Below are 18,205 nucleotides of genomic sequence, written 5' to 3' on the forward strand. Positions count from 1 at the left end.
TAAATAAAAATGAGCAATAATTTAAATAGAAGATCCGCCATAAAAGGGATATTAGCCGGAACAGCCGCTATGGGAATTCCTTCTGGATTTTCTGCTTTGGCTATGCCAATGAATAATACAGAAGAACAATTAGGTATGTTGAAAGGAAATATAAATCATTCCGTTTCTCGCTGGTGTTTTGATAGTCTTGATTTGGATACACTTTGCATTGAAGCCAATAAAATCGGAATAACCGGTATTGATTTAGTAGGTCCAGCTTCTTGGCCCACATTGAAAAAATATGATTTAGTTTCTACAATGTGCAATGGTGCTGAGATTAATTTAGTGGATGGTTTTAATGATTTGAAATTCCACGAAACACTCCTGAAAAACTATACTGAAATGATTCCGATGGTGGCAAAAGCCGGTTATAAAAATCTGATTTGCTTTAGCGGAAGCCGAAGAGGAAAAACAGATGAGGAAGGTTGGAATAATTGTGTTATTGGTTTACAAAAACTAATTCCCTTGGCTGAAAAGCATAATGTGGTTTTAGTAATGGAATTGTTAAACAGTAAAATTGATCATAAAGATTACCAATGTGACAGAACCTCATGGGGAGTAGAATTAGCAAAACGTTTAAATTCAGAAAACTTTAAATTGCTTTACGATATTTATCACATGCAAATTGATGAAGGTGATGTAATTAGAAATATAAGAGACAATCATCAATATATTGCTCATTATCATACGGCCGGAGTTCCTGGACGTAATGAAATTGATGACACACAAGAATTAAATTATGCTGCAATTATGAAAGCAATTGCACAAACTGGTTTTAAAGGTTTTGTAGGACAAGAATTTATTCCTAAAAACCCTGACAAATTAGCTTCCCTGAAACAAGCTATTACTATTTGTGATATTTAACGAATCTAAAAAACTAACTCATGATAAAAAGAAGAGAATTTTTAATAAATACTGGTTTAGCTTTAGGCGCTTTGGCCCTTGCTCCTTCATTTGCTTTTGAATCAAAAAAGAGAGCTATCGGAATTCAGTTATGGACATTACGTGATACATTGCCAAAAGATGTCAAAGGAGTTTTGTCCCAAGTCGGTAAAGCTGGATTTTGTGAAGTAGAAACTTTTGGTTACTCAGCCGATAAAGGTTTTTTTGGAACCTCAGTTCGTGATTTTAAAATGATATTGGATGATAATGATTTAAAAGCTACTAGTAATCACTTCGATTTTAATTCGATGATCAAAGACGGCTCTACTGATTTGGTTCAAAATTACATAGAAACTGCTAATTTACTAGGTAGCGAGTACGTAACAGTACCTTATATAGTTTCAGAATTAAGAGGAACTACAGGTGATGAATATAAAAAATTAGCATTACAAATTAATAAAGTGGGTGAACTTTGCAAAGCTGGCGGCTTAAAATTAGCATATCACAATCATGATTTTGAATTTACAAAATTTGGTTCCACCAATGGATATGAGATTTTATTAAATGAAACGGATAAAAATTTAGTTGATTTTGAATTGGATTTATATTGGGTAGTTCGTTCTGGAAATGATCCATTACAATTATTCAAAAAATATCCAGGACGTTTCACAATGTGGCACGTAAAAGATATGGATAAAGTAAATCCGGATTGGAATGCTGAAATAGGAACTGGAACTATAGATTTCAAATCGATTTTTGCAGAAGCAAAACTATCTGGAATGAAGCGTTTTTTCTTGGAACACGAATCAAACTACAAACCAAATCCAATAGAATCTGCAGCAACAAGTTTTAATTACATTAAGAAAAATTTAATCTAAATATTTTTAGAAAATTGAATAAAAAAAGGGATACTTATCGTATCCCTTTTTTTATAATTTATTCTTAAACTTACTCCGTAATATTAAAACTGGCTACATAAAAGTTTTTATCTATTTCCAGTTTTGAATTTTCAGTATTTGCTGGAACATTTTTCCATTCTGTCTTTGGTTGCAGCAATTCTTCTTTCCCATTCAGCGTTACTTTCACAGGCATATTAAATCCAGCAACACAATTTGTCCAGCGATAACCCATTTGATTATCCTTGAAAAAATATTCCAATGTTGGAATTCTGGTATCTCTTAAATACTGATTAAAAACGGTAGACAAATCGATTCCTACTTGCTGACTTAAGTAATCTTCAATTTGTTGTGTAGTTACCGTTTGGTGATAAAAAGTACTGTTCAAACCTCTTAAAATCCCTCTCCATTTTTCATCATCATTTACAATTTGGCGAAGAGTATGCAACATATTCGCGCCCTTAGGATACATGTCCCCAGAACCTTCATTGTTAACATCATAGTTCCCTATAATTGGTTTGTCATTTTCTATGTTTTTTCTGGTTCCTCTCACATACTCAAATCCAGCTTCTTTTCCATAGTAATATTCTACAAAAAGACTTTCCGAGTAGTTCGTAAAACTCTCGTGAATCCACATATCAGCAATATCTTTGTACGTAATATTATTCGCAAACCATTCATGTCCAGATTCGTGGATAATGATGAAATCGAATTTTAATCCCCAACCCGTTCCGCTCAAATCACGTCCTAAATAACCATTTTGAAATTTATTTCCATAGGTTACTGAACTTTGATGTTCCATTCCTAAATATGGCGCTTCTACTAATTTATAACTGTCTTCATAAAATGGATAAGGACCAAACCAGTGTTCAAAGGCTTTCAGCATTTTTGGAACATCCTGAAATTGATTTTTGGCTTTCGCCAAATTGTCTCTTAAAACATAATAGGTACAATCTAAATCGCCTTTTTCTCCTTTGTATTTTTCAGAAAAAGAAACATAATCCCCTATATTTATGTTTACTCCATAATTATTGATTGGATTAGAAACATACCAATTGTAGGTCTTAGTACCATCCTTTAATTGCTTGACACTTAGCAAACGTCCGTTGGAAACATTAGTCAAATTTTTAGGAACATTGACACTAATCAACATATTTTCCACTTCGTCATACATGTGATCTTTGTTCGGCCACCAAACACTGGCTCCCAATCCTTGACAGGAAGATGCAATAAAAGGGTTACCATTATTGTCTTTCTTCCAAGTAATTCCTCCATCCCAAGGCGGATTTACTGCAACTTTTGGCTTACCTCCGTAAAATACTGTCAGTTCTTTTATAGCACCTTTGATTTGAGGAGCAATTAATTCGACAAAAAAGGCATTTCCTTCTCTGCTGTATCTTAAAGTCGTACCATCCTGAATAACTTTAAAAATTTGCATTGGATTTTGTAAATCAATTTGCATAGTCTTGTATTCCTCAACAACTTGATATTTTATAGTATTGGAACCAGAAATAGTGCTGTCTGCAGGATTTACTTTTATATCAAGATGGTAATTTTTTACGTCCCACCATGCTCTTTCTTTGGTGATGCTACCGCGTAGAGTATCTTGTCTGGTGAATATTTCTTCTTTTTTTTCTAAAAGTCCTTGTGCATTTAAACCATTAAAAATGATAAATGAGATAAAAATAAGACTGAATTGTTTTTTCATAGTGAATTTACTTTGGACAAAAATAAACTTTAAAATTTTAGAAATAAACTTCCTGAAATTTATTTTCCAGGATAAATTTGGGCATATTCTTGCAACAGCTTATTATCTTTTCCTCTAATTTGCATGATTACCTTGTTGTTTTCAAAATCAAACTTCAACAACCCAAAATTAATATCTTTGATAACTTCACCTTTCACATAAGGATTTTCTTCACCTGAAAAGGAAGTGTAAGTATGCGTTAATCCACTTGAAGTAAAATCAATTAAAGGATACGACAAACCAATTACCTTTTTTGAAGAAAATGTAGCGATATGGCGATCACCGGAGATTATAAAAGTACCTTTCGCTTTGGTAGAAATTATTAACTTTTCCATCTTTTCTACTTCATGAGGAAAATTCCCCCAAGCTTCAAAACCATGTTTATCGGAAAGAAATTGAATACTGCTAACAATTACATTAAATTGCGCATCAGAATTTTGAAGTTCTTTTTCCAACCACTCCCACTGTGCATTTCCTAACACCGTTCCTTCACCGTATTTATTGGGTTCAAAACGTTTTTTAGAATCGCTGGCTTTCGTCAATTTAGTTCTAAAAAAACGGGAATCCAATACAATTATTTTGACTTTATTTCCATTTACGTCAATAGTTTCGGCAGTGTAAACGCCATCTCTTTTTCGCTCAGGATCACTTTTTGGAGTGCCTAAAAAATCCAACAAAAGCTGTTGACTTTCTCTTTTAAAAGGATATTCTTCCCCGCCGTCATTTGCGCCAAAATCGTGATCATCCCATGTTCCAAGAACGATTTTGTCTTTGATGAACTTGAGATAATCAGCATCCTGTTTCTGAATTTCATAATTATTTTTGAGAAATTGCATATCCTCGGTATCCGAATACACATTATCTCCTCCCCAAATCCAAACGGACGGATGATTTTCATCTATTGCTGGCCAAAGTTCATTCTTAATTTTCTGGTTGTCGCAGGAACCAAATGCAACCGTTAAGAAAGTATTTTGAAACGGTTTTTCAGTTATAATAGTGGATTTTGTATCCTGCGTTTTGCAACCAATAAAGGCCAAAAAACCAAAAATAAAAAGTATTTTTTTCATGTGGTATTTTTATAAAATATGTCTAAATTCTAAATTTGCTACGAAGATATAAAAATCAGTTCAGTTCAACTTTAAGTAAAGTTTAATAAAAAAGCGACTATTCTTATGGAAATAGTCGCTTTTTTCAAGGTTTTAAGTCAAAGATTAATGAAGGTTTGTCACTTTACTTTGTTCTACTACAGCAGTAAAATCAGCAGCTAAGCGATTGCCATAATCCTCTAACAATTCTAAAACTCTTTCTTGTTTATCTGATTTCACTATCAATCCAGCATGATATTCTAGTGGAACTTTAAAACAAAGTTCCGGATCTGAAAACGATGCTAAATTAGGATGTTGGAATTTAGACAATGTCAAAACAATACCGGCATATCCTTTTTTTACTTTTGGTAAAATGTATTTAGATTCTTTGACCAATCCATTTTCAATTGCTGCCCATTCTTTCCATAAATTGATATTGGAAGCTTCAGCAACCATTTCGGCCAAATGCGCTCCTCCTACTCTTGAGGATGTTTCCAAAAAGTAAATCTGACCATCATCATTACTTTTTATAAACTCCGTATGCGCAGCACCATGTTTCAAGCCAAAGCCTTTCATCACTTGCTCATTTAGTTTTTTTATCGCTTTGTCATCATCAGAATTGTATTTGATATTAGCGGAGCGGAAAACACCGCCTCCTTGTGAAATTTCCATTGGTGTTGCCAAATATTTTGAAGTCAAACTAAAGATTACTTTACTTTCTGAAATCAAACTGTCACAATGATACACATCGCCTGGTTTGAATTGTTCCAATAAATATTTGAATCTGTTATTCCCCATTTCATTGATATGAATCCACAAATTCTCTTTGTCATAAACTTTTATAATCCCTGATGCCGATGCCTCAGAGCGTGGTTTCAGAACCCATGGGGCCGGAATTGTATCCGCAAAAGTGTTGATGTCATGATCATTAAATAAAGAACAAAAAGCTGGAATAGGTATTCCACAGCTCTTGGCTCTCATGCGCATGGCGAGTTTATCTCTAAAATAACGTCCCGTAGTTTGTCCCATCCCATCAATGCGAAGATTTTCCCTGAGATACGTAGCTTTTTCAACATCATAATCATCCAGAGCAACAATGGCATCAATTTTAGTGGACTTCATAAAATTCCCAACACCCAGCAACAGATGTTCTAGATTCCAATCGACGTCCTGACCTTCCATATAAAAAATTTCATCAATATATTGATGCGGCCATGGTTTATCTCTGAGTTTTTCACTCGTCACTAAATAGACTTTGTTACCCAACTTTTTTAAATTAATTAAAAAATCGGCACCCTTGAAATAATTTGAAATACAAAGAAAGGTTTTAGTGTTTTCCATTGGTTATAAATTTTCTATGAATTTAGTTAATAAATGAACACCAAACGCTGTTGCGTGTTTACTTTTTGCAAATTCATCATCTCCAAACGCCACTCCTGCCACATCAAGATGTGCCCAAGCTTTATGTTCTTGCGTAAAATATTCTAAAAATTTAGCAGCACTTATGGCTCCGGCAACTGCTTTTCCGCTATAATTTTTGACATCGGCAATATCGCTATCAATATCTGATTTATATACATCCCAAAGCGGTAATGGCCACAAACGCTCCCCAATTGCATCTCCATTTTCTTGTAGCTTCTTAGCCATTTCTTCGTTATTGGTAAACAAAGCACCGCATTCAAAACCAAGTGTAGCCACGCTGCTTCCAGTCAATGTAGCAATATCAACAATATATTCCGGTTCGAAATTTTTAATCAAATAGGACAATCCATCTGCTAAAACAAGTCGCCCTTCAGCATCCGTATCAATAATTTCTATCGAATGTCCGCTGTAACTGTGAATTACGTCGCTGGGTAAAAATGATTTGGCATCCACAGCATTTTCAGCACAAGGAACAATTGCAGTAACTTTTATAGGTAGTTGTAAATCAGCAATTAGTTGCATCGCCCCAAATACAGCACCACCGCCGGCCATGTCACATTTCATATGAACCATTCCTGCTGTTTTGATATTCAATCCTCCAGTATCAAAAGTAATTCCTTTTCCTACCAATCCAACATGTTTTAGATGTGGCACTTCTTGTTTAGGGGTGTAATTCATGATAATAAACTGAGGCTCATTTTCACTTCCTTTTCCTACCGCTAAAAAAGCACCCAATCCAACTATTTTTGAAGCATCGTAACCCAAAACTTCAACTTCAAATCCATATTGATCTCCTGTTTCTTTGGCCCATTTTGCTAAATATTTTGGATTAACAGTATTAGGTGGCAAATCGACTAAGCTATAGGTTGCTAATTGTGCTTTGGCAATTTTAATTCCTTTTTTGGCTGCAGCCAAATAATCTTTTTCTGAAATCAAACTCAAATTAAAATCCGGTTCTATAAATGGATGTTTTTTTTTGTCTAATTTAAAATGACCTAAATCATACGTACCCAAAAGCAAACCTGAAACCATAGCTTCAATCTGGTTTTCAAAGAATTCCTGCGGTATAACTAAAGCTACATTCGAACTGAAATTATCTTTTTGTTTCGATGAAATGCGGCGAAAAGTAGTTTTCAAAGATTTATAATCTATAGTTTTTCCTAATCCAATGAAGAGATACATATTATCATTTTCTTCAGCTAAATAGTAAGAATCTTTTTTTCCAAAAAAAACTTTAGAGGCAATCTCCAGTCCATTGAATGCAATGGGAACAATACTTTTTGAATAGGTTTCAAAAACCGGAATCAAAATTGTACCTGAAAAACTATCTAAATTTGTAATTGTTTTTGTTGTCATTTTCTTGTTTTTTTATAGCTAACTGATTAAATGCAATAGCATTGCCTGATACTTTTTTTGTTTTATATTCAATAAATCGCTTCTTTACGAATTTTTTGTATTAAAAAACAACCACTCGATTGCCTTAGGAAATTCATCACTCCAATACGTTTCACTATGTTTTCCTTGCCTGTTTATACTTAAATTAATGTTCGATTTTTCTTTCACAAATTCACTTGAAATCAAATCATTCTGAAACTTATTTACATGCTCAATCATGGTTTTACTTTCATCACCGCCAGCATATAAATACACTTTGGTATCAGCAGTATTCGCTTTCTTTGGGTCAATTTTTAATTCGGGAACAACCCACAATGACGGGGAAAAAATCATTAATTTTCCATACACTTCAGGATTTCTCAACCCACTAAAAATGCTCACTAATCCGCCCATCGAGCTTCCTCCAATTCCTGTGAATTCTCGTTCTTTTTTGGTTCTAAAATGACTGTCTACATAGGGTTTTAATGTGTCCGTTACAAAGCGAATGTATTTCTTGCCTTGCCCTTTTCCCAAAACTGTTTTCCCAACATTGTATTCTTTTATGCGATCTTCTTCGGCGTGTTCTATTGCAATTATTATAATTTTTCCGATTTTATACTCAGACATAACTGCCAGTTTTTTGTCAATTTCCCAATTTCCAAATTCAGCATTTTCATTGAATAAATTTTGAGCATCCTGCAAATACATCACCGGATAACTCTCTATCGAATTATCATAATCATGTGGCAAAAGCGCCCAAATTTTTCTGGTTTTGTTGAGTTGCGGAATCTCAAATTCATCCGATATCAACTGCACTTGTGGCAAATACGATTGTTTAAATGGCAACCAGTTTTTCCTCCACCTGGCAACGTGTTCGTTTTGAATTCCAGTATGCGCTATTGTGGAGCGATTTTTGGTTCGATTTCCATGGCTGTCAATTTCAACTTCACTCCAATCTCCTTTTGTAAATTTATACAAAAGCATAGCAGGATAATCAAAATCATGAGAAAATTTGTAATGATATGAACCGTTTCCAATCTTTTCCATTACAAATTCTTTGTCCTGTGTTCGCCAATTATTAAAATTTCCTGAGATGTAAACCGGTCGAGAATCATCTTCGTCAGTTGTCATTATTATATGCAGTCCGGTATTTATTATGGAATTGTTTAAATCAGGGTTAAAGGTGGTATTATCTGTATTCATTATGTGCATGCGCTTCTTTAATTATAAATAATAGTAAATATAGTCGATTGCCATTGGAAATAAAAGAAAAAAGAAAACCCAATAGCAAATGAATTTCCTATTGGGTTTTTATAAATGAAATTTAAATAAATTAATTTTTCTTCTGGCGGCTTTTCAAAACTTCAACAACATCATCTAATTTAAAACCTTTGGCTTGCAATAAAATAAGATAATGAAAAAGTAAATCGGCACTTTCGCCTAAGAATAAATCGTCATTGTCATCTTTAGCTTCGATCACCACTTCAATGGCTTCCTCGCCAACTTTCTGTGCAATTTTGTTCATCCCTAATTTAAATAAGGAAGCCACATAGCTTTTTTCAGAGTCTACATTTTCTCTTCGAAGTTGGATGGTATCTTCTAAATCTGAAATAAAACCATATTTTCCTTTATTTTCGCCATTCCAGCACGTATCAGTTCCTTTGTGACATGTTGGCCCTTCTGGTTTAACCTGAATCAACAAAGTATCATTATCACAGTCGTTTTTGATGTCAATCAGATTCAGAAAATTGCCACTTTCCTCTCCTTTCGTCCAAAGTCTTTGTTTGGTGCGACTATAAAATGTTACTTTTTTAGTTTCCACCGTTTTTTGATACGCTTCAGCATTCATAAAACCCAACATCAAAACCGTTTTGGTTTCGCTGTCTTGAATGATGGCTGGTATTAATCCATCTGTATTTTTTGAGAAATCTATGTTCATTTTTTTTAAGTATTAAGTAGTGAGAATTAAGTACTAAGACTTAAATTCTAACCTCAATATTGTTATTTTTAAGCGCTGTTTTTAATGTTTTTATTTCAATTTCTTTAAAATGAAATACGCTTGCGGCCAATGCTGCATCTGCTTTTCCATCCAAAAAAGTATCTACAAAATGCTGTATGTTTCCCGCGCCACCAGAAGCAATAATTGGAATATTGACTAATTCCGAAAGTCTCGCCAAAGCTTCATTAGCAAACCCGTTTTTCGTCCCGTCATTATCCATTGATGTAAATAATATTTCACCTGCTCCACGTTCTTCGACTTCCTTTGCCCAATCAAATAAATTCAATTCTGTAGGTACTTTTCCTCCAACTAAATAAACAATCCATTGACCATCAATTTGTTTGGCATCAATCGCAACAACGACACATTGACTTCCAAATTTTTGTGCCAGATCATTAATCAACTGCGGGTTTTTGACTGCCGATGAATTAATAGAAACTTTATCAGCTCCGTTTTGCAACAATATTTCAACATCTTTTACAGATGAAATCCCACCACCAACAGTAAACGGAATATTAATAGTTGAAGCTACTTTACGAACCAAATCAACTAGGGTTTTTCTTCTTTCTTCCGTTGCCGAAATATCCAAAAAAACCAATTCATCAGCACCTTCATCCGAATATATTTTGGCTAATTCTACGGGATCGCCGGCGTCACGCAAATCTACAAAATTTACACCTTTGACGGTACGTCCGTTTTTTATATCTAGACAAGGAATAATTCTTTTAGTAAGCATAATTTTGTTTTTACAAAGAGATTCACAAAAGTAACGCAGAGGTACACAAAATTTTTAGAGAATCTTTGTGTTTTCTTTTTGTGACTTTGTGAAATAATCTATTTATTTAAAATATAGTTTTCAAGCTGTTTCAATGAAATTCGTCCTTCATAAATTGCTTTACCGATTATCGTTCCTTCACAACCTAATTCGGCTAGTCTTGGTAGCTCATCAAAAGTAGAAATTCCTCCTGAAGCAATTAATTTTATGCCCTTGGCTTCCGCCAACTTCTCGACTCCGCTCGAAGTGACAGTGCATACATCAAGTATTTTTTTATATAAATCAAAAGATGGTCCTTCAAGCATACCGTCTTTGGCAATATCCGTACTAATAACATACTGAATTCCTTTGCCTTGGTAATCTTGGATAAATGGAATCAAATCTTCATTTGAATCTTCCAACCAACCCGAAACGGCTACTTTTTCATTATTTGCATCTGCTCCCAAAATGATTTTATCCGAACCATATTCAGCAATCCATTTTTCGAATAACTCTCTGTTTTTAACGGCAATACTTCCACCTGTAATTTGATTCGCACCACTTTCAAACGCAATTTTTAAATCGGAATCCGATTTTAATCCACCACCAAAATCAATTTTTAATTTGGTGTGAGTAGCAATTTGCTCCAATATTTTATAATTCACAATTTGGCTTGACTTTGCTCCGTCTAAATCAACCAAGTGCAAAAATTCAATTCCGTGTGCTTCAAATGACTTAGCCACTTCAAGCGGATTCTCGTTGTAGATGATTTTTGTGTTATAATCGCCTTTTGATAAGCGAACACATTTTCCGTCTATTATATCTATTGCGGGTATTATTCTCATTTATTTATAATTTAAAGATTTAAAAATTGAATTATTTAAAGATTGACATTGTTAGTCAAAGAAATTTTTGACTCTCTAATTTTTCAATCTTTGAATTTTTCAATCCTTTAATTTTAAGAAATTTGCCAAAATTTGTTCTCCAATATCGCCACTTTTTTCTGGGTGAAATTGTGTTCCATAGAAATTATCTTTCTGTAAAGCCGAGGCATATTCGACTTCATAATCTGTTGTAGCAATGGCTTCAGGACAATTTGGAGCATAAAAACTATGTACTAAATACATATATTCATTTTCAGAAATGCCCTTGAATAAATCCGATTTCAAATTGTAAATTTGGTTCCAACCCATTTGTGGTACTTTTACTTTTGGTGTAAATTTAATCACATCAACATCAAAAATTCCTAAGCCTGTAGTGTTCCCTTCCTCTGATTTGTTGCACATCAATTGCATGCCCAGACAAATTCCTAAAACGGGTTGTTTCAAGGTTGGGATTAATACATCAAGACCACTGTCGATAAGCATTTTCATTGCAAAACTAGCTTCTCCAACACCAGGAAATATTACTCGATCCGCAGCTTTAATTTCTGTCCAATCGTTACTCAAAACAGCCTCAAAACCTAATCTTTCAATGGCGAATTTTATGCTTTGAATATTTCCTGCTCCGTAATTTATGATTACTATTTTCATTTTAGTTTTGTTTAAAGTTTAAAGTTTAATGTTTAAAGTTGCTCGAGTCAACCTGAAACTTTAAACTTTAAACAATTTTACAACATTCCTTTGGTACTTGGCAAAATCATCTTCTCCGCATCCCTTTTTACGGCTACTTTTATAGCTTTTGCAAAAGCTTTAAAAATGGCTTCTATCTTGTGATGCTCGTTTGTTCCTTCTGCTTTGATGTTAATGTTAGCTTTGGCACCATCCGAGAATGATTTGAAGAAATGATAAAACATCTCCGTCGGCATTTTACCTACCATTTCTCGTTTGAATTCGGTTTCCCAAACCAGCCAGTTTCTGCCTCCAAAATCAATGGCAACTTGTGCTAAACAGTCGTCCATTGGTAAACAAAAACCGTAACGTTCTATTCCTAACTTATTTCCTAATGCTTTCGCAAAAACTTCACCAAGTGCAATCGCAGTGTCTTCAATTGTGTGGTGTTCATCCACTTCTAAATCTCCTTTTACAAGGATTTCCAAGTCCATTTGTCCGTGGCGCGCAATTTGGTCTAGCATGTGATCAAAGAAAGCAATACCTGTTTCAATTTTGCTTTTTCCTGTTCCGTCAAGATTTAAATTGATGAAAATATCAGTTTCATTCGTTTTCCTAGAAATGGTTGCTGAACGCTCTTCTAATTTCAAAAACTCATAAATTACTTTCCAATCAGTAGTTTGCAAAGCAATAACCGAATCCAATTCATGTCTTTTAGAGGCTATTTCATCTCCTCCCAAAGCTTCATCTCTGTTAATGAAAATCGCTTTTGAACCCAAGTTTTTTGCTAATTCAACATCGGTTATTCTGTCTCCTATGACGAATGAATTCTCTAAATCATATTCTGGATTATTAAGATATTTGGTCAACATAGCAGTGCCAGGCTTGCGAGTTGGCACATTTTCGTGTGGAAATGTTTTGTCAATTAAAACTTCTTTAAAAACTACTCCTTCATTTTCAAACGCTTTCATAATTAAATTATGAACTGGCCAAAAGTTAATTTCAGGATGAGAATCAGTTCCCAAACCATCTTGATTTGTCACCATTACTAATTCAAAATCCAATTCCTTTGCTATTTTACCAAGATATTGAAAGGCATTTGGATAAAATTCTAATTTTTCAAAACTGTCTAATTGATAATCATTTGGTTCCAAAACCATTGTTCCGTCACGATCTATAAAAAGTATTTTTTTCATTAAAAAAAGTTTAAAGTCTAAGGTTTAAAGTTGTTTTAAAACCTCAATTAATTTTATATTTTCTTGTTCAGTTCCAACAGTAAAACGCAAACAATTGTCGCATAATGGTTGGGTTGTTCGATTACGGATTACAATTCCTTTTGCAATCAATTCATCGTATCTTTTATTGGCATCATCCACTTTTACCAAAATAAAATTGGCTTCTGTTGGATAAATTTTTTCGACAAATTTAATATCAAGTAATACTTTAAGTAAATCCTCTCTTTGCACTATAATAGAGTTAATTTCAGATTTTATTTTTTCCGGATTGTCCAACCGTTCCAAAGCCCTTTTTTGACTCAATTCATTCACATTATAAGGTGGTTTAATTTTATTTAAAACAGAAATTATTTCCGCAGATGCATAACAAATTCCCAATCTAATACCTGCTAAACCATATGCCTTTGATAGTGTTTGGGTAATTACCAAATTTGGATATTCATCTAATTCATTGATCCAACTTTCTTTCTTTGAAAAGTCAATATAGGCTTCGTCAATCACCACTAATCCTTTAAAATTTTGCAAAAGATACGCAACACTTTCATCTGAAAAGGAATTTCCGGTTGGGTTATTTGGAGAACACAAAAAGATGATTTTTGTGTTTTCATCAACAGCTTCCATGATTTTCTCAATTTGCGGTTGAAAATCATCCGAAAGTAATACTTCTTTGTTTTCTACAGCATTAATATTAGCTAAAACGCCATACATTCCATAGGTTGGTGGCAAAGTAACTACATTGTCCGTTTTTGGTTCGCAAAAAGCTCTAAATAACAAATCCAATACTTCATCACTTCCGTTTCCTAGCAAAATTTGATTTGTTTTGACGTTTCTTTGTTTAGCCAAAACCTCTTTTACACTCATTTGTTGTGGATCCGGATATCTATTCACCCCATTTTCAAACGGATTTTCATTAGCATCCAGAAAAATCATATCTGCGGTGTCAAAATCCTCAAATTCATCGCGAGCCGAAGAATAGGGTTTCATTTGTTTAACGTTTTCTCTAACTAAATTATTTATATCAAAATTATTTTCCATCTTCAATCGCTTTTAATCGTAATGTAACTGCATTCTTGTGTGCTTGTAAACCTTCCGCTTCTGCCATGATTTCTATAGCTTTCCCGATATTTTGTATCCCTTTTTCGGTTATTTTTTGAAAAGTCATCGTTTTCGTAAAACTATCCAGATTTACACCGCTATAATTTTTGGCATAACCATTCGTTGGCAATGTATGATTGGTTCCGGAAGCATAATCCCCAGCACTTTCTGGTGTATAGTTTCCTATGAATACAGAACCTGCGTTTTGAACGCCATTACTGTAAAAATCATCATATTCGGAGCAGATAATAAAATGTTCCGGTCCATATTCATTAATTAAATTTAAAGCAATTTTGTCATTTTCAACAAAAATTAACTTAGAATTCGCAATCGCTTTTTCGGCAATCGCTTTTCTTGGCAACGCTTCCATTTGTATTTGAATTTCATTCTCTACGGCATCAATTAATTTCTTGGAAGTAGAAACTAAAATTACTTGGCTATCCGCTCCGTGTTCTGCTTGTGATAACAAATCCGAAGCTACAAAAGCCGGAACTGCAGTCTCATCAGCAACAATCAGTAATTCTGATGGTCCAGCTGGCATATCTATTGCTACCCCAAATTGAGTCGCGAGCTGCTTTGCAACTGTCACAAATTGATTTCCGGGACCAAAAATTTTATACACTTTCGGAATCGTTTCTGTTCCAAAAGTCATTCCTGCAATAGCTTGAATTCCTCCAACTTTTAATATTTTTGTCACACCACATAAATTTGCAGCATACAAAATCGCAGGATTTACAACTCCATTTTTATCCGGTGGCGAACAAAGAACAATTTCGTTACAACCTGCAATTTCTGCAGGAACAGCGAGCATTAAAACAGTAGAAAATAAAGGTGCGGTTCCACCAGGAATATACAATCCTATTTTTTGAATAGGTCTTTTTTCCTGCCAGCAATTTACTCCTTCAATTGTTTCAACAGTAACTCTATCTGTTTTTTGAGCAATATGAAATTTCGAAATATTAGATTTGGCTAACTCAATAGCTTCTTTTAACTCTGGAGAAACGGAAGCAATTGCCAAATCAATTTCAGCTTTAGAAACTTCAATTGAATCGATTTTGGCACCATCAAAAAGCGACGTATATTTTGCAACAGCAACATCACCTTTCTTTTGAACTTCACTGAAAATTTCTTTTACAGTGGCTTCAATGTCATCAATAGTTTTGGTAGGACGCTCTAAAATTGAGGACCAAGATTCTGCTTTTGGATTGTATATTTTATTCATTTATAGTTTTATTCAAAGATTAAATAATAGAATTATTCCGTTTTTAAACTCATAATTCACAATTTATAATTTAAAATTCTTAAAGTACCATCTTCTCAATTGGACAAACCAAAATACCTTCGGCACCGGCTTCTTTCAGTTGATCAATTACATCCCAAAAAGTATCTTTGTCGATTACAGAGTGTACGCTGCTCCATCCTTCTTGTGCCAATGGCAATACGGTTAAACTTCTTAATACAGGAAGAATTTTACCAACTGCTTCAATTTTGTCATTTGGAACGTTCATCAAAATGTATTTTGATTTTCTTGCTCTTAAAACAGATTCGATTCTGAATTTTAACGTATCAATTATTTTTTGAGATTCAGGACTTACTTTTGGCGAAACAGCTAAAACTGCTTCACTTTTAAAAATAACTTCAACCTCTTTCAGATTATTTTTAAATAAAGTACTTCCGCTGGAAACAATATCAACAATAGCATCAGCTAAACCAATGTTTGGAGCAATTTCTACTGAACCTGAAATTTGGTGAATATCAACTGTCACGCCTTTAGAACTAAAAAAATCAAGGACTGTTTTAGGGTAAGAAGTTGCAATGCGCATACCTTCTAAATCTTTAACGGATTTGTATTCGAATGCCTTTGGTACAGCAACAGATACTTTACATTTTGAAAAACCTAATTTTTGAATTACTTCAATATCCCCGCCTTTTTCAACTAAAAGATTATCCCCTACGATAGCAATATCTACAACTCCATCAATCAAATATTGAGGAATATCCGAATTTCTTAAATATAAAACTTCTAAAGGGAAATTAGATGCTTCGGCTTTTAATTGGTCGATTCCGTTATCTATTGAAATACCTGCATCTTTAAGAATTTGAATACTGTCTTCGTTTAAACGTCCTGATTTTTGAATTGCAATTTTTAATGTACTCATTTTGTCTTTTTTTGTTTTTGTTTAAAATATTTTGATTGAGTACAAATAATGGGTAATAAAAAACCCGTTTGATGTACTCAAACGGGTTTTTAGAATATGATGATTTACACACATACCATTAACACATCGCTTGAGAGCAATAATGAAAATGATGATGATGCAATTGATTTGTAAACATTTTAGTGTACTTGTTTTAATTCTTGTGCAAATATAAGAGATAAATTATTTACAAAGCAATTTTTATTGTAACTTAACCAGTGATTTTTGTTAAATTAAAATTATTTTTCATCTTCTTTATATTCTTTAGTAACAGCTGGATTCTCATTCAACGGTGCAGAAGCGGCGCTGTTTTCCCTGATTTCTGTATGACGAATTTCTCCACCCGAAGTTCCAACACTTATCGACATAATTCCACTTATCAATGCTAAAACAAGCGTAATAATGGAAAATATTTTAGCCAATCGGAACTTTTTTGCAGTTGTAACTAATGTAATCAACGCAAAAACTCCGGTTGCATAAAGCAGTAAAGCAAATTTCTCCGCTAATTCTTCATGTTCATGGATGATTGCTTTACCAATATTTGGAAAATCTTCCACCACTTCCTCTGCTCCTTCTCCGGTTCCCATACTGAACGCACCAAAAATTGCTGCAATTATGAATAAAACATAAGCAGTATTTTTTATAGAATTGTTCTTTAATAATATTCCTGTAATCAGGATTGCAATTCCAAAAAAAGTTCCAATAATTGGAAAATGGTTAACAACCAAGTGTAAATGAGCATCATTCATAATTTTTTTATTTAAAAGTTTAATACTACTCAATATTTTTTAAGACGTTAATTATTTTATCCCGCCAGTGAAACTCCGATTAGGGAGCCAATTCCATAAGTCACGGCTGCAGCCAGCAATCCAAAAGAAACTTGTCTAAATCCGGAAAATAAAACGCTTTTTCCTGTAAGTAAAGTAATAGCGGCACCAATCCCAAAAAGTCCAATAACACTGCTTCCGACGCTCAATAAAATGGCGTTTTTTCCATCTAAAAACATAAATGGATATAATGGAATTATCGCTCCAATAGCAAAAAGTACAAATGAAGCTATTGCCGCTTCCCAGGCTGAACCGCCTAATTCTTCCTTATCAATTCCCAATTCCTCCGTGATAATTGCATCAATTGCCGTTTGAGGATTTTCAAAAGCTTTATCAGCCAGTTTTTGTGCTTCGACAGCATTCATTCCTTTGGCCTGATACAATAAAACTAATTCTTTTTTCTCTTCTTCGGGTGAAGCTTCCAATTCTTCGGTTTCCAAATCGATTTGGCGCTGATTTAATTCTCGTGAACTTTGTACCGAAAGCCATTCGCCCAAAGCCATGGAGATTGCTCCTGCCATAAGTCCCGCAATTCCGGTTAATAGTATGGTATTATTAGAAACAGCTGCTCCGGCAACTCCCATGACTAAACTCATATTCGAAACCAATCCATCATTAGAACCTAAAACAGCAGCTCGCAATGCATTTCCGCCTACTGATTTATGCCTGCTTTCAAATTTAGACAATAAGCCACCGGAAACATTCAAGGCAGCATTATTGTTTACAGCTTCAATAATATTAAGATGATTGTGCTCAAAACCTGTTGGTTTCTCTCCGCTTTTAAGTTTATTTTTAATTGAATTTACTGCAAACTGCTTTTCAATACTAGAAAGATTGCTAATAATAGAACTGTAACCAAAGATTTTACCCAACTTCAATTGGAATTTTGCTCTTCCTGAAGGCGAAGGCATTTTATAATTTGGTTCCAAAGTCAACACTTTATCAAGCATGTGTTTCGCATGTCCTTTTTCAATTTCACCCAAACTCAATAATACTCTTGAAAGATTGTCGTCCGATTGAATGGCCGCAATACTATCATACAAAAAGGCAGTATCAACCTCTGTTTGCAACTGATCTTTTAGTTTTTTCAAGTCCATTTTAT

The 18,205-nt window shown here is 33.9% G+C and carries 17 protein-coding genes; 2 read left to right on the plus strand and 15 right to left on the minus strand.

Annotated features, from left to right (window positions below; all coding sequences use genetic code 11):
* The first annotated feature begins 9 nt into the window (after positions 1-9).
* The gene (locus tag AC0J6S_RS13100; RefSeq protein WP_474954217.1) at positions 10-903 is read left to right on the plus strand and encodes a hydroxypyruvate isomerase family protein; all 894 of its coding nucleotides are present in this window, start codon (positions 10-12) and stop codon (positions 901-903) included.
* Positions 904-923: 20 nt separating this feature from the next.
* Positions 924-1,799: a sugar phosphate isomerase/epimerase family protein gene (locus AC0J6S_RS13105; RefSeq protein WP_474954218.1), complete on the plus strand. Its 876-nt coding sequence runs from the start codon at positions 924-926 to the stop codon at positions 1,797-1,799.
* A gap of 70 nt (positions 1,800-1,869) precedes the next feature.
* Here the strand turns inward: AC0J6S_RS13105 and AC0J6S_RS13110 are convergent, their stop codons facing one another.
* The 15 genes from AC0J6S_RS13110 to AC0J6S_RS13180 form a co-directional block, all read right to left on the minus strand.
* Positions 1,870-3,525: a M1 family metallopeptidase gene (locus AC0J6S_RS13110; protein ID WP_474954219.1), complete on the minus strand. Its 1,656-nt coding sequence runs from the start codon at positions 3,523-3,525 to the stop codon at positions 1,870-1,872.
* A gap of 59 nt (positions 3,526-3,584) precedes the next feature.
* On the minus strand, positions 3,585-4,631 hold the full coding sequence (locus tag AC0J6S_RS13115) for an alkaline phosphatase D family protein (RefSeq protein ID WP_474954220.1): 1,047 nt from the start codon (positions 4,629-4,631) through the stop codon (positions 3,585-3,587).
* Positions 4,632-4,775: 144 nt separating this feature from the next.
* Positions 4,776-5,990: an ATP-grasp domain-containing protein gene (locus tag AC0J6S_RS13120; protein WP_474954221.1), complete on the minus strand. Its 1,215-nt coding sequence runs from the start codon at positions 5,988-5,990 to the stop codon at positions 4,776-4,778.
* 3 nt (positions 5,991-5,993) lie between these two features.
* Positions 5,994-7,427, minus strand: a complete 1,434-nt coding sequence (locus tag AC0J6S_RS13125) for a leucyl aminopeptidase family protein (protein ID WP_474954222.1) — start codon at positions 7,425-7,427, stop codon at positions 5,994-5,996.
* A gap of 84 nt (positions 7,428-7,511) precedes the next feature.
* Complete coding sequence (locus AC0J6S_RS13130; RefSeq protein ID WP_474954223.1) at positions 7,512-8,657, minus strand: alpha/beta hydrolase; 1,146 nt, start codon at positions 8,655-8,657, stop codon at positions 7,512-7,514.
* Between the two features lie 121 nt (positions 8,658-8,778).
* Entirely contained in the window at positions 8,779-9,384 is a 606-nt protein-coding gene (hisIE, locus tag AC0J6S_RS13135; RefSeq protein WP_474954224.1) for a bifunctional phosphoribosyl-AMP cyclohydrolase/phosphoribosyl-ATP diphosphatase HisIE, read from the minus strand.
* Between the two features lie 40 nt (positions 9,385-9,424).
* The gene (gene hisF, locus AC0J6S_RS13140; RefSeq protein ID WP_474954225.1) at positions 9,425-10,180 is read right to left on the minus strand and encodes an imidazole glycerol phosphate synthase subunit HisF; all 756 of its coding nucleotides are present in this window, start codon (positions 10,178-10,180) and stop codon (positions 9,425-9,427) included.
* 98 nt (positions 10,181-10,278) lie between these two features.
* Positions 10,279-11,043: a 1-(5-phosphoribosyl)-5-[(5-phosphoribosylamino)methylideneamino]imidazole-4-carboxamide isomerase gene (gene hisA / locus AC0J6S_RS13145; RefSeq protein ID WP_474954226.1), complete on the minus strand. Its 765-nt coding sequence runs from the start codon at positions 11,041-11,043 to the stop codon at positions 10,279-10,281.
* A 99-nt stretch (positions 11,044-11,142) separates the two neighbouring features.
* On the minus strand, positions 11,143-11,730 hold the full coding sequence (gene hisH, locus AC0J6S_RS13150) for an imidazole glycerol phosphate synthase subunit HisH (protein ID WP_474954227.1): 588 nt from the start codon (positions 11,728-11,730) through the stop codon (positions 11,143-11,145).
* Positions 11,731-11,807: 77 nt separating this feature from the next.
* On the minus strand, positions 11,808-12,944 hold the full coding sequence (gene hisB, locus AC0J6S_RS13155; protein ID WP_474954228.1) for a bifunctional histidinol-phosphatase/imidazoleglycerol-phosphate dehydratase HisB: 1,137 nt from the start codon (positions 12,942-12,944) through the stop codon (positions 11,808-11,810).
* Positions 12,945-12,968: 24 nt separating this feature from the next.
* Entirely contained in the window at positions 12,969-14,018 is a 1,050-nt protein-coding gene (gene hisC, locus AC0J6S_RS13160; protein ID WP_474954229.1) for a histidinol-phosphate transaminase, read from the minus strand.
* Positions 14,008-15,300, minus strand: a complete 1,293-nt coding sequence (hisD, locus tag AC0J6S_RS13165) for a histidinol dehydrogenase (protein WP_474954230.1) — start codon at positions 15,298-15,300, stop codon at positions 14,008-14,010. The genes hisC and hisD overlap by 11 nt, the downstream gene beginning before the upstream one ends.
* 79 nt (positions 15,301-15,379) lie before the next feature.
* Complete coding sequence (hisG, locus tag AC0J6S_RS13170; RefSeq protein WP_196854210.1) at positions 15,380-16,237, minus strand: ATP phosphoribosyltransferase; 858 nt, start codon at positions 16,235-16,237, stop codon at positions 15,380-15,382.
* Positions 16,238-16,515: 278 nt separating this feature from the next.
* Positions 16,516-17,025 (minus strand): DUF2231 domain-containing protein, encoded by a 510-nt coding sequence (locus AC0J6S_RS13175; RefSeq protein WP_474954231.1) that lies wholly within the window; start codon positions 17,023-17,025, stop codon positions 16,516-16,518.
* Positions 17,026-17,081: 56 nt separating this feature from the next.
* A complete protein-coding gene (locus AC0J6S_RS13180; protein ID WP_474954232.1) occupies positions 17,082-18,200 on the minus strand; it encodes a VIT1/CCC1 transporter family protein in 1,119 nt (372 codons plus the stop codon).
* Positions 18,201-18,205: the final 5 nt, after the last annotated feature.

It is taken from the genome of Flavobacterium sp. TS_SC_5 (assembly GCF_056156265.1).

What these genes read in the sequence shown, in the direction of transcription:
- AC0J6S_RS13100 (WP_474954217.1), top strand. Translation starts at nt 10, where the DNA reads ATGAGCAATAATTTAAATAGAAGATCCGCCATAAAAGGGATATTAGCC.
- AC0J6S_RS13105 (WP_474954218.1), top strand. Translation starts at nt 924, where the DNA reads ATGATAAAAAGAAGAGAATTTTTAATAAATACTGGTTTAGCTTTAGGC.
- AC0J6S_RS13110 (WP_474954219.1), bottom strand. Translation starts at nt 3,525, where the DNA reads ATGAAAAAACAATTCAGTCTTATTTTTATCTCATTTATCATTTTTAAT.
- AC0J6S_RS13115 (WP_474954220.1), bottom strand. Translation starts at nt 4,631, where the DNA reads ATGAAAAAAATACTTTTTATTTTTGGTTTTTTGGCCTTTATTGGTTGC.
- AC0J6S_RS13120 (WP_474954221.1), bottom strand. Translation starts at nt 5,990, where the DNA reads ATGGAAAACACTAAAACCTTTCTTTGTATTTCAAATTATTTCAAGGGT.
- AC0J6S_RS13125 (WP_474954222.1), bottom strand. Translation starts at nt 7,427, where the DNA reads ATGACAACAAAAACAATTACAAATTTAGATAGTTTTTCAGGTACAATT.
- AC0J6S_RS13130 (WP_474954223.1), bottom strand. Translation starts at nt 8,657, where the DNA reads ATGCACATAATGAATACAGATAATACCACCTTTAACCCTGATTTAAAC.
- hisIE (WP_474954224.1), bottom strand. Translation starts at nt 9,384, where the DNA reads ATGAACATAGATTTCTCAAAAAATACAGATGGATTAATACCAGCCATC.
- hisF (WP_474954225.1), bottom strand. Translation starts at nt 10,180, where the DNA reads ATGCTTACTAAAAGAATTATTCCTTGTCTAGATATAAAAAACGGACGT.
- hisA (WP_474954226.1), bottom strand. Translation starts at nt 11,043, where the DNA reads ATGAGAATAATACCCGCAATAGATATAATAGACGGAAAATGTGTTCGC.
- hisH (WP_474954227.1), bottom strand. Translation starts at nt 11,730, where the DNA reads ATGAAAATAGTAATCATAAATTACGGAGCAGGAAATATTCAAAGCATA.
- hisB (WP_474954228.1), bottom strand. Translation starts at nt 12,944, where the DNA reads ATGAAAAAAATACTTTTTATAGATCGTGACGGAACAATGGTTTTGGAA.
- hisC (WP_474954229.1), bottom strand. Translation starts at nt 14,018, where the DNA reads ATGGAAAATAATTTTGATATAAATAATTTAGTTAGAGAAAACGTTAAA.
- hisD (WP_474954230.1), bottom strand. Translation starts at nt 15,300, where the DNA reads ATGAATAAAATATACAATCCAAAAGCAGAATCTTGGTCCTCAATTTTA.
- hisG (WP_196854210.1), bottom strand. Translation starts at nt 16,237, where the DNA reads ATGAGTACATTAAAAATTGCAATTCAAAAATCAGGACGTTTAAACGAA.
- AC0J6S_RS13175 (WP_474954231.1), bottom strand. Translation starts at nt 17,025, where the DNA reads ATGAATGATGCTCATTTACACTTGGTTGTTAACCATTTTCCAATTATT.
- AC0J6S_RS13180 (WP_474954232.1), bottom strand. Translation starts at nt 18,200, where the DNA reads ATGGACTTGAAAAAACTAAAAGATCAGTTGCAAACAGAGGTTGATACT.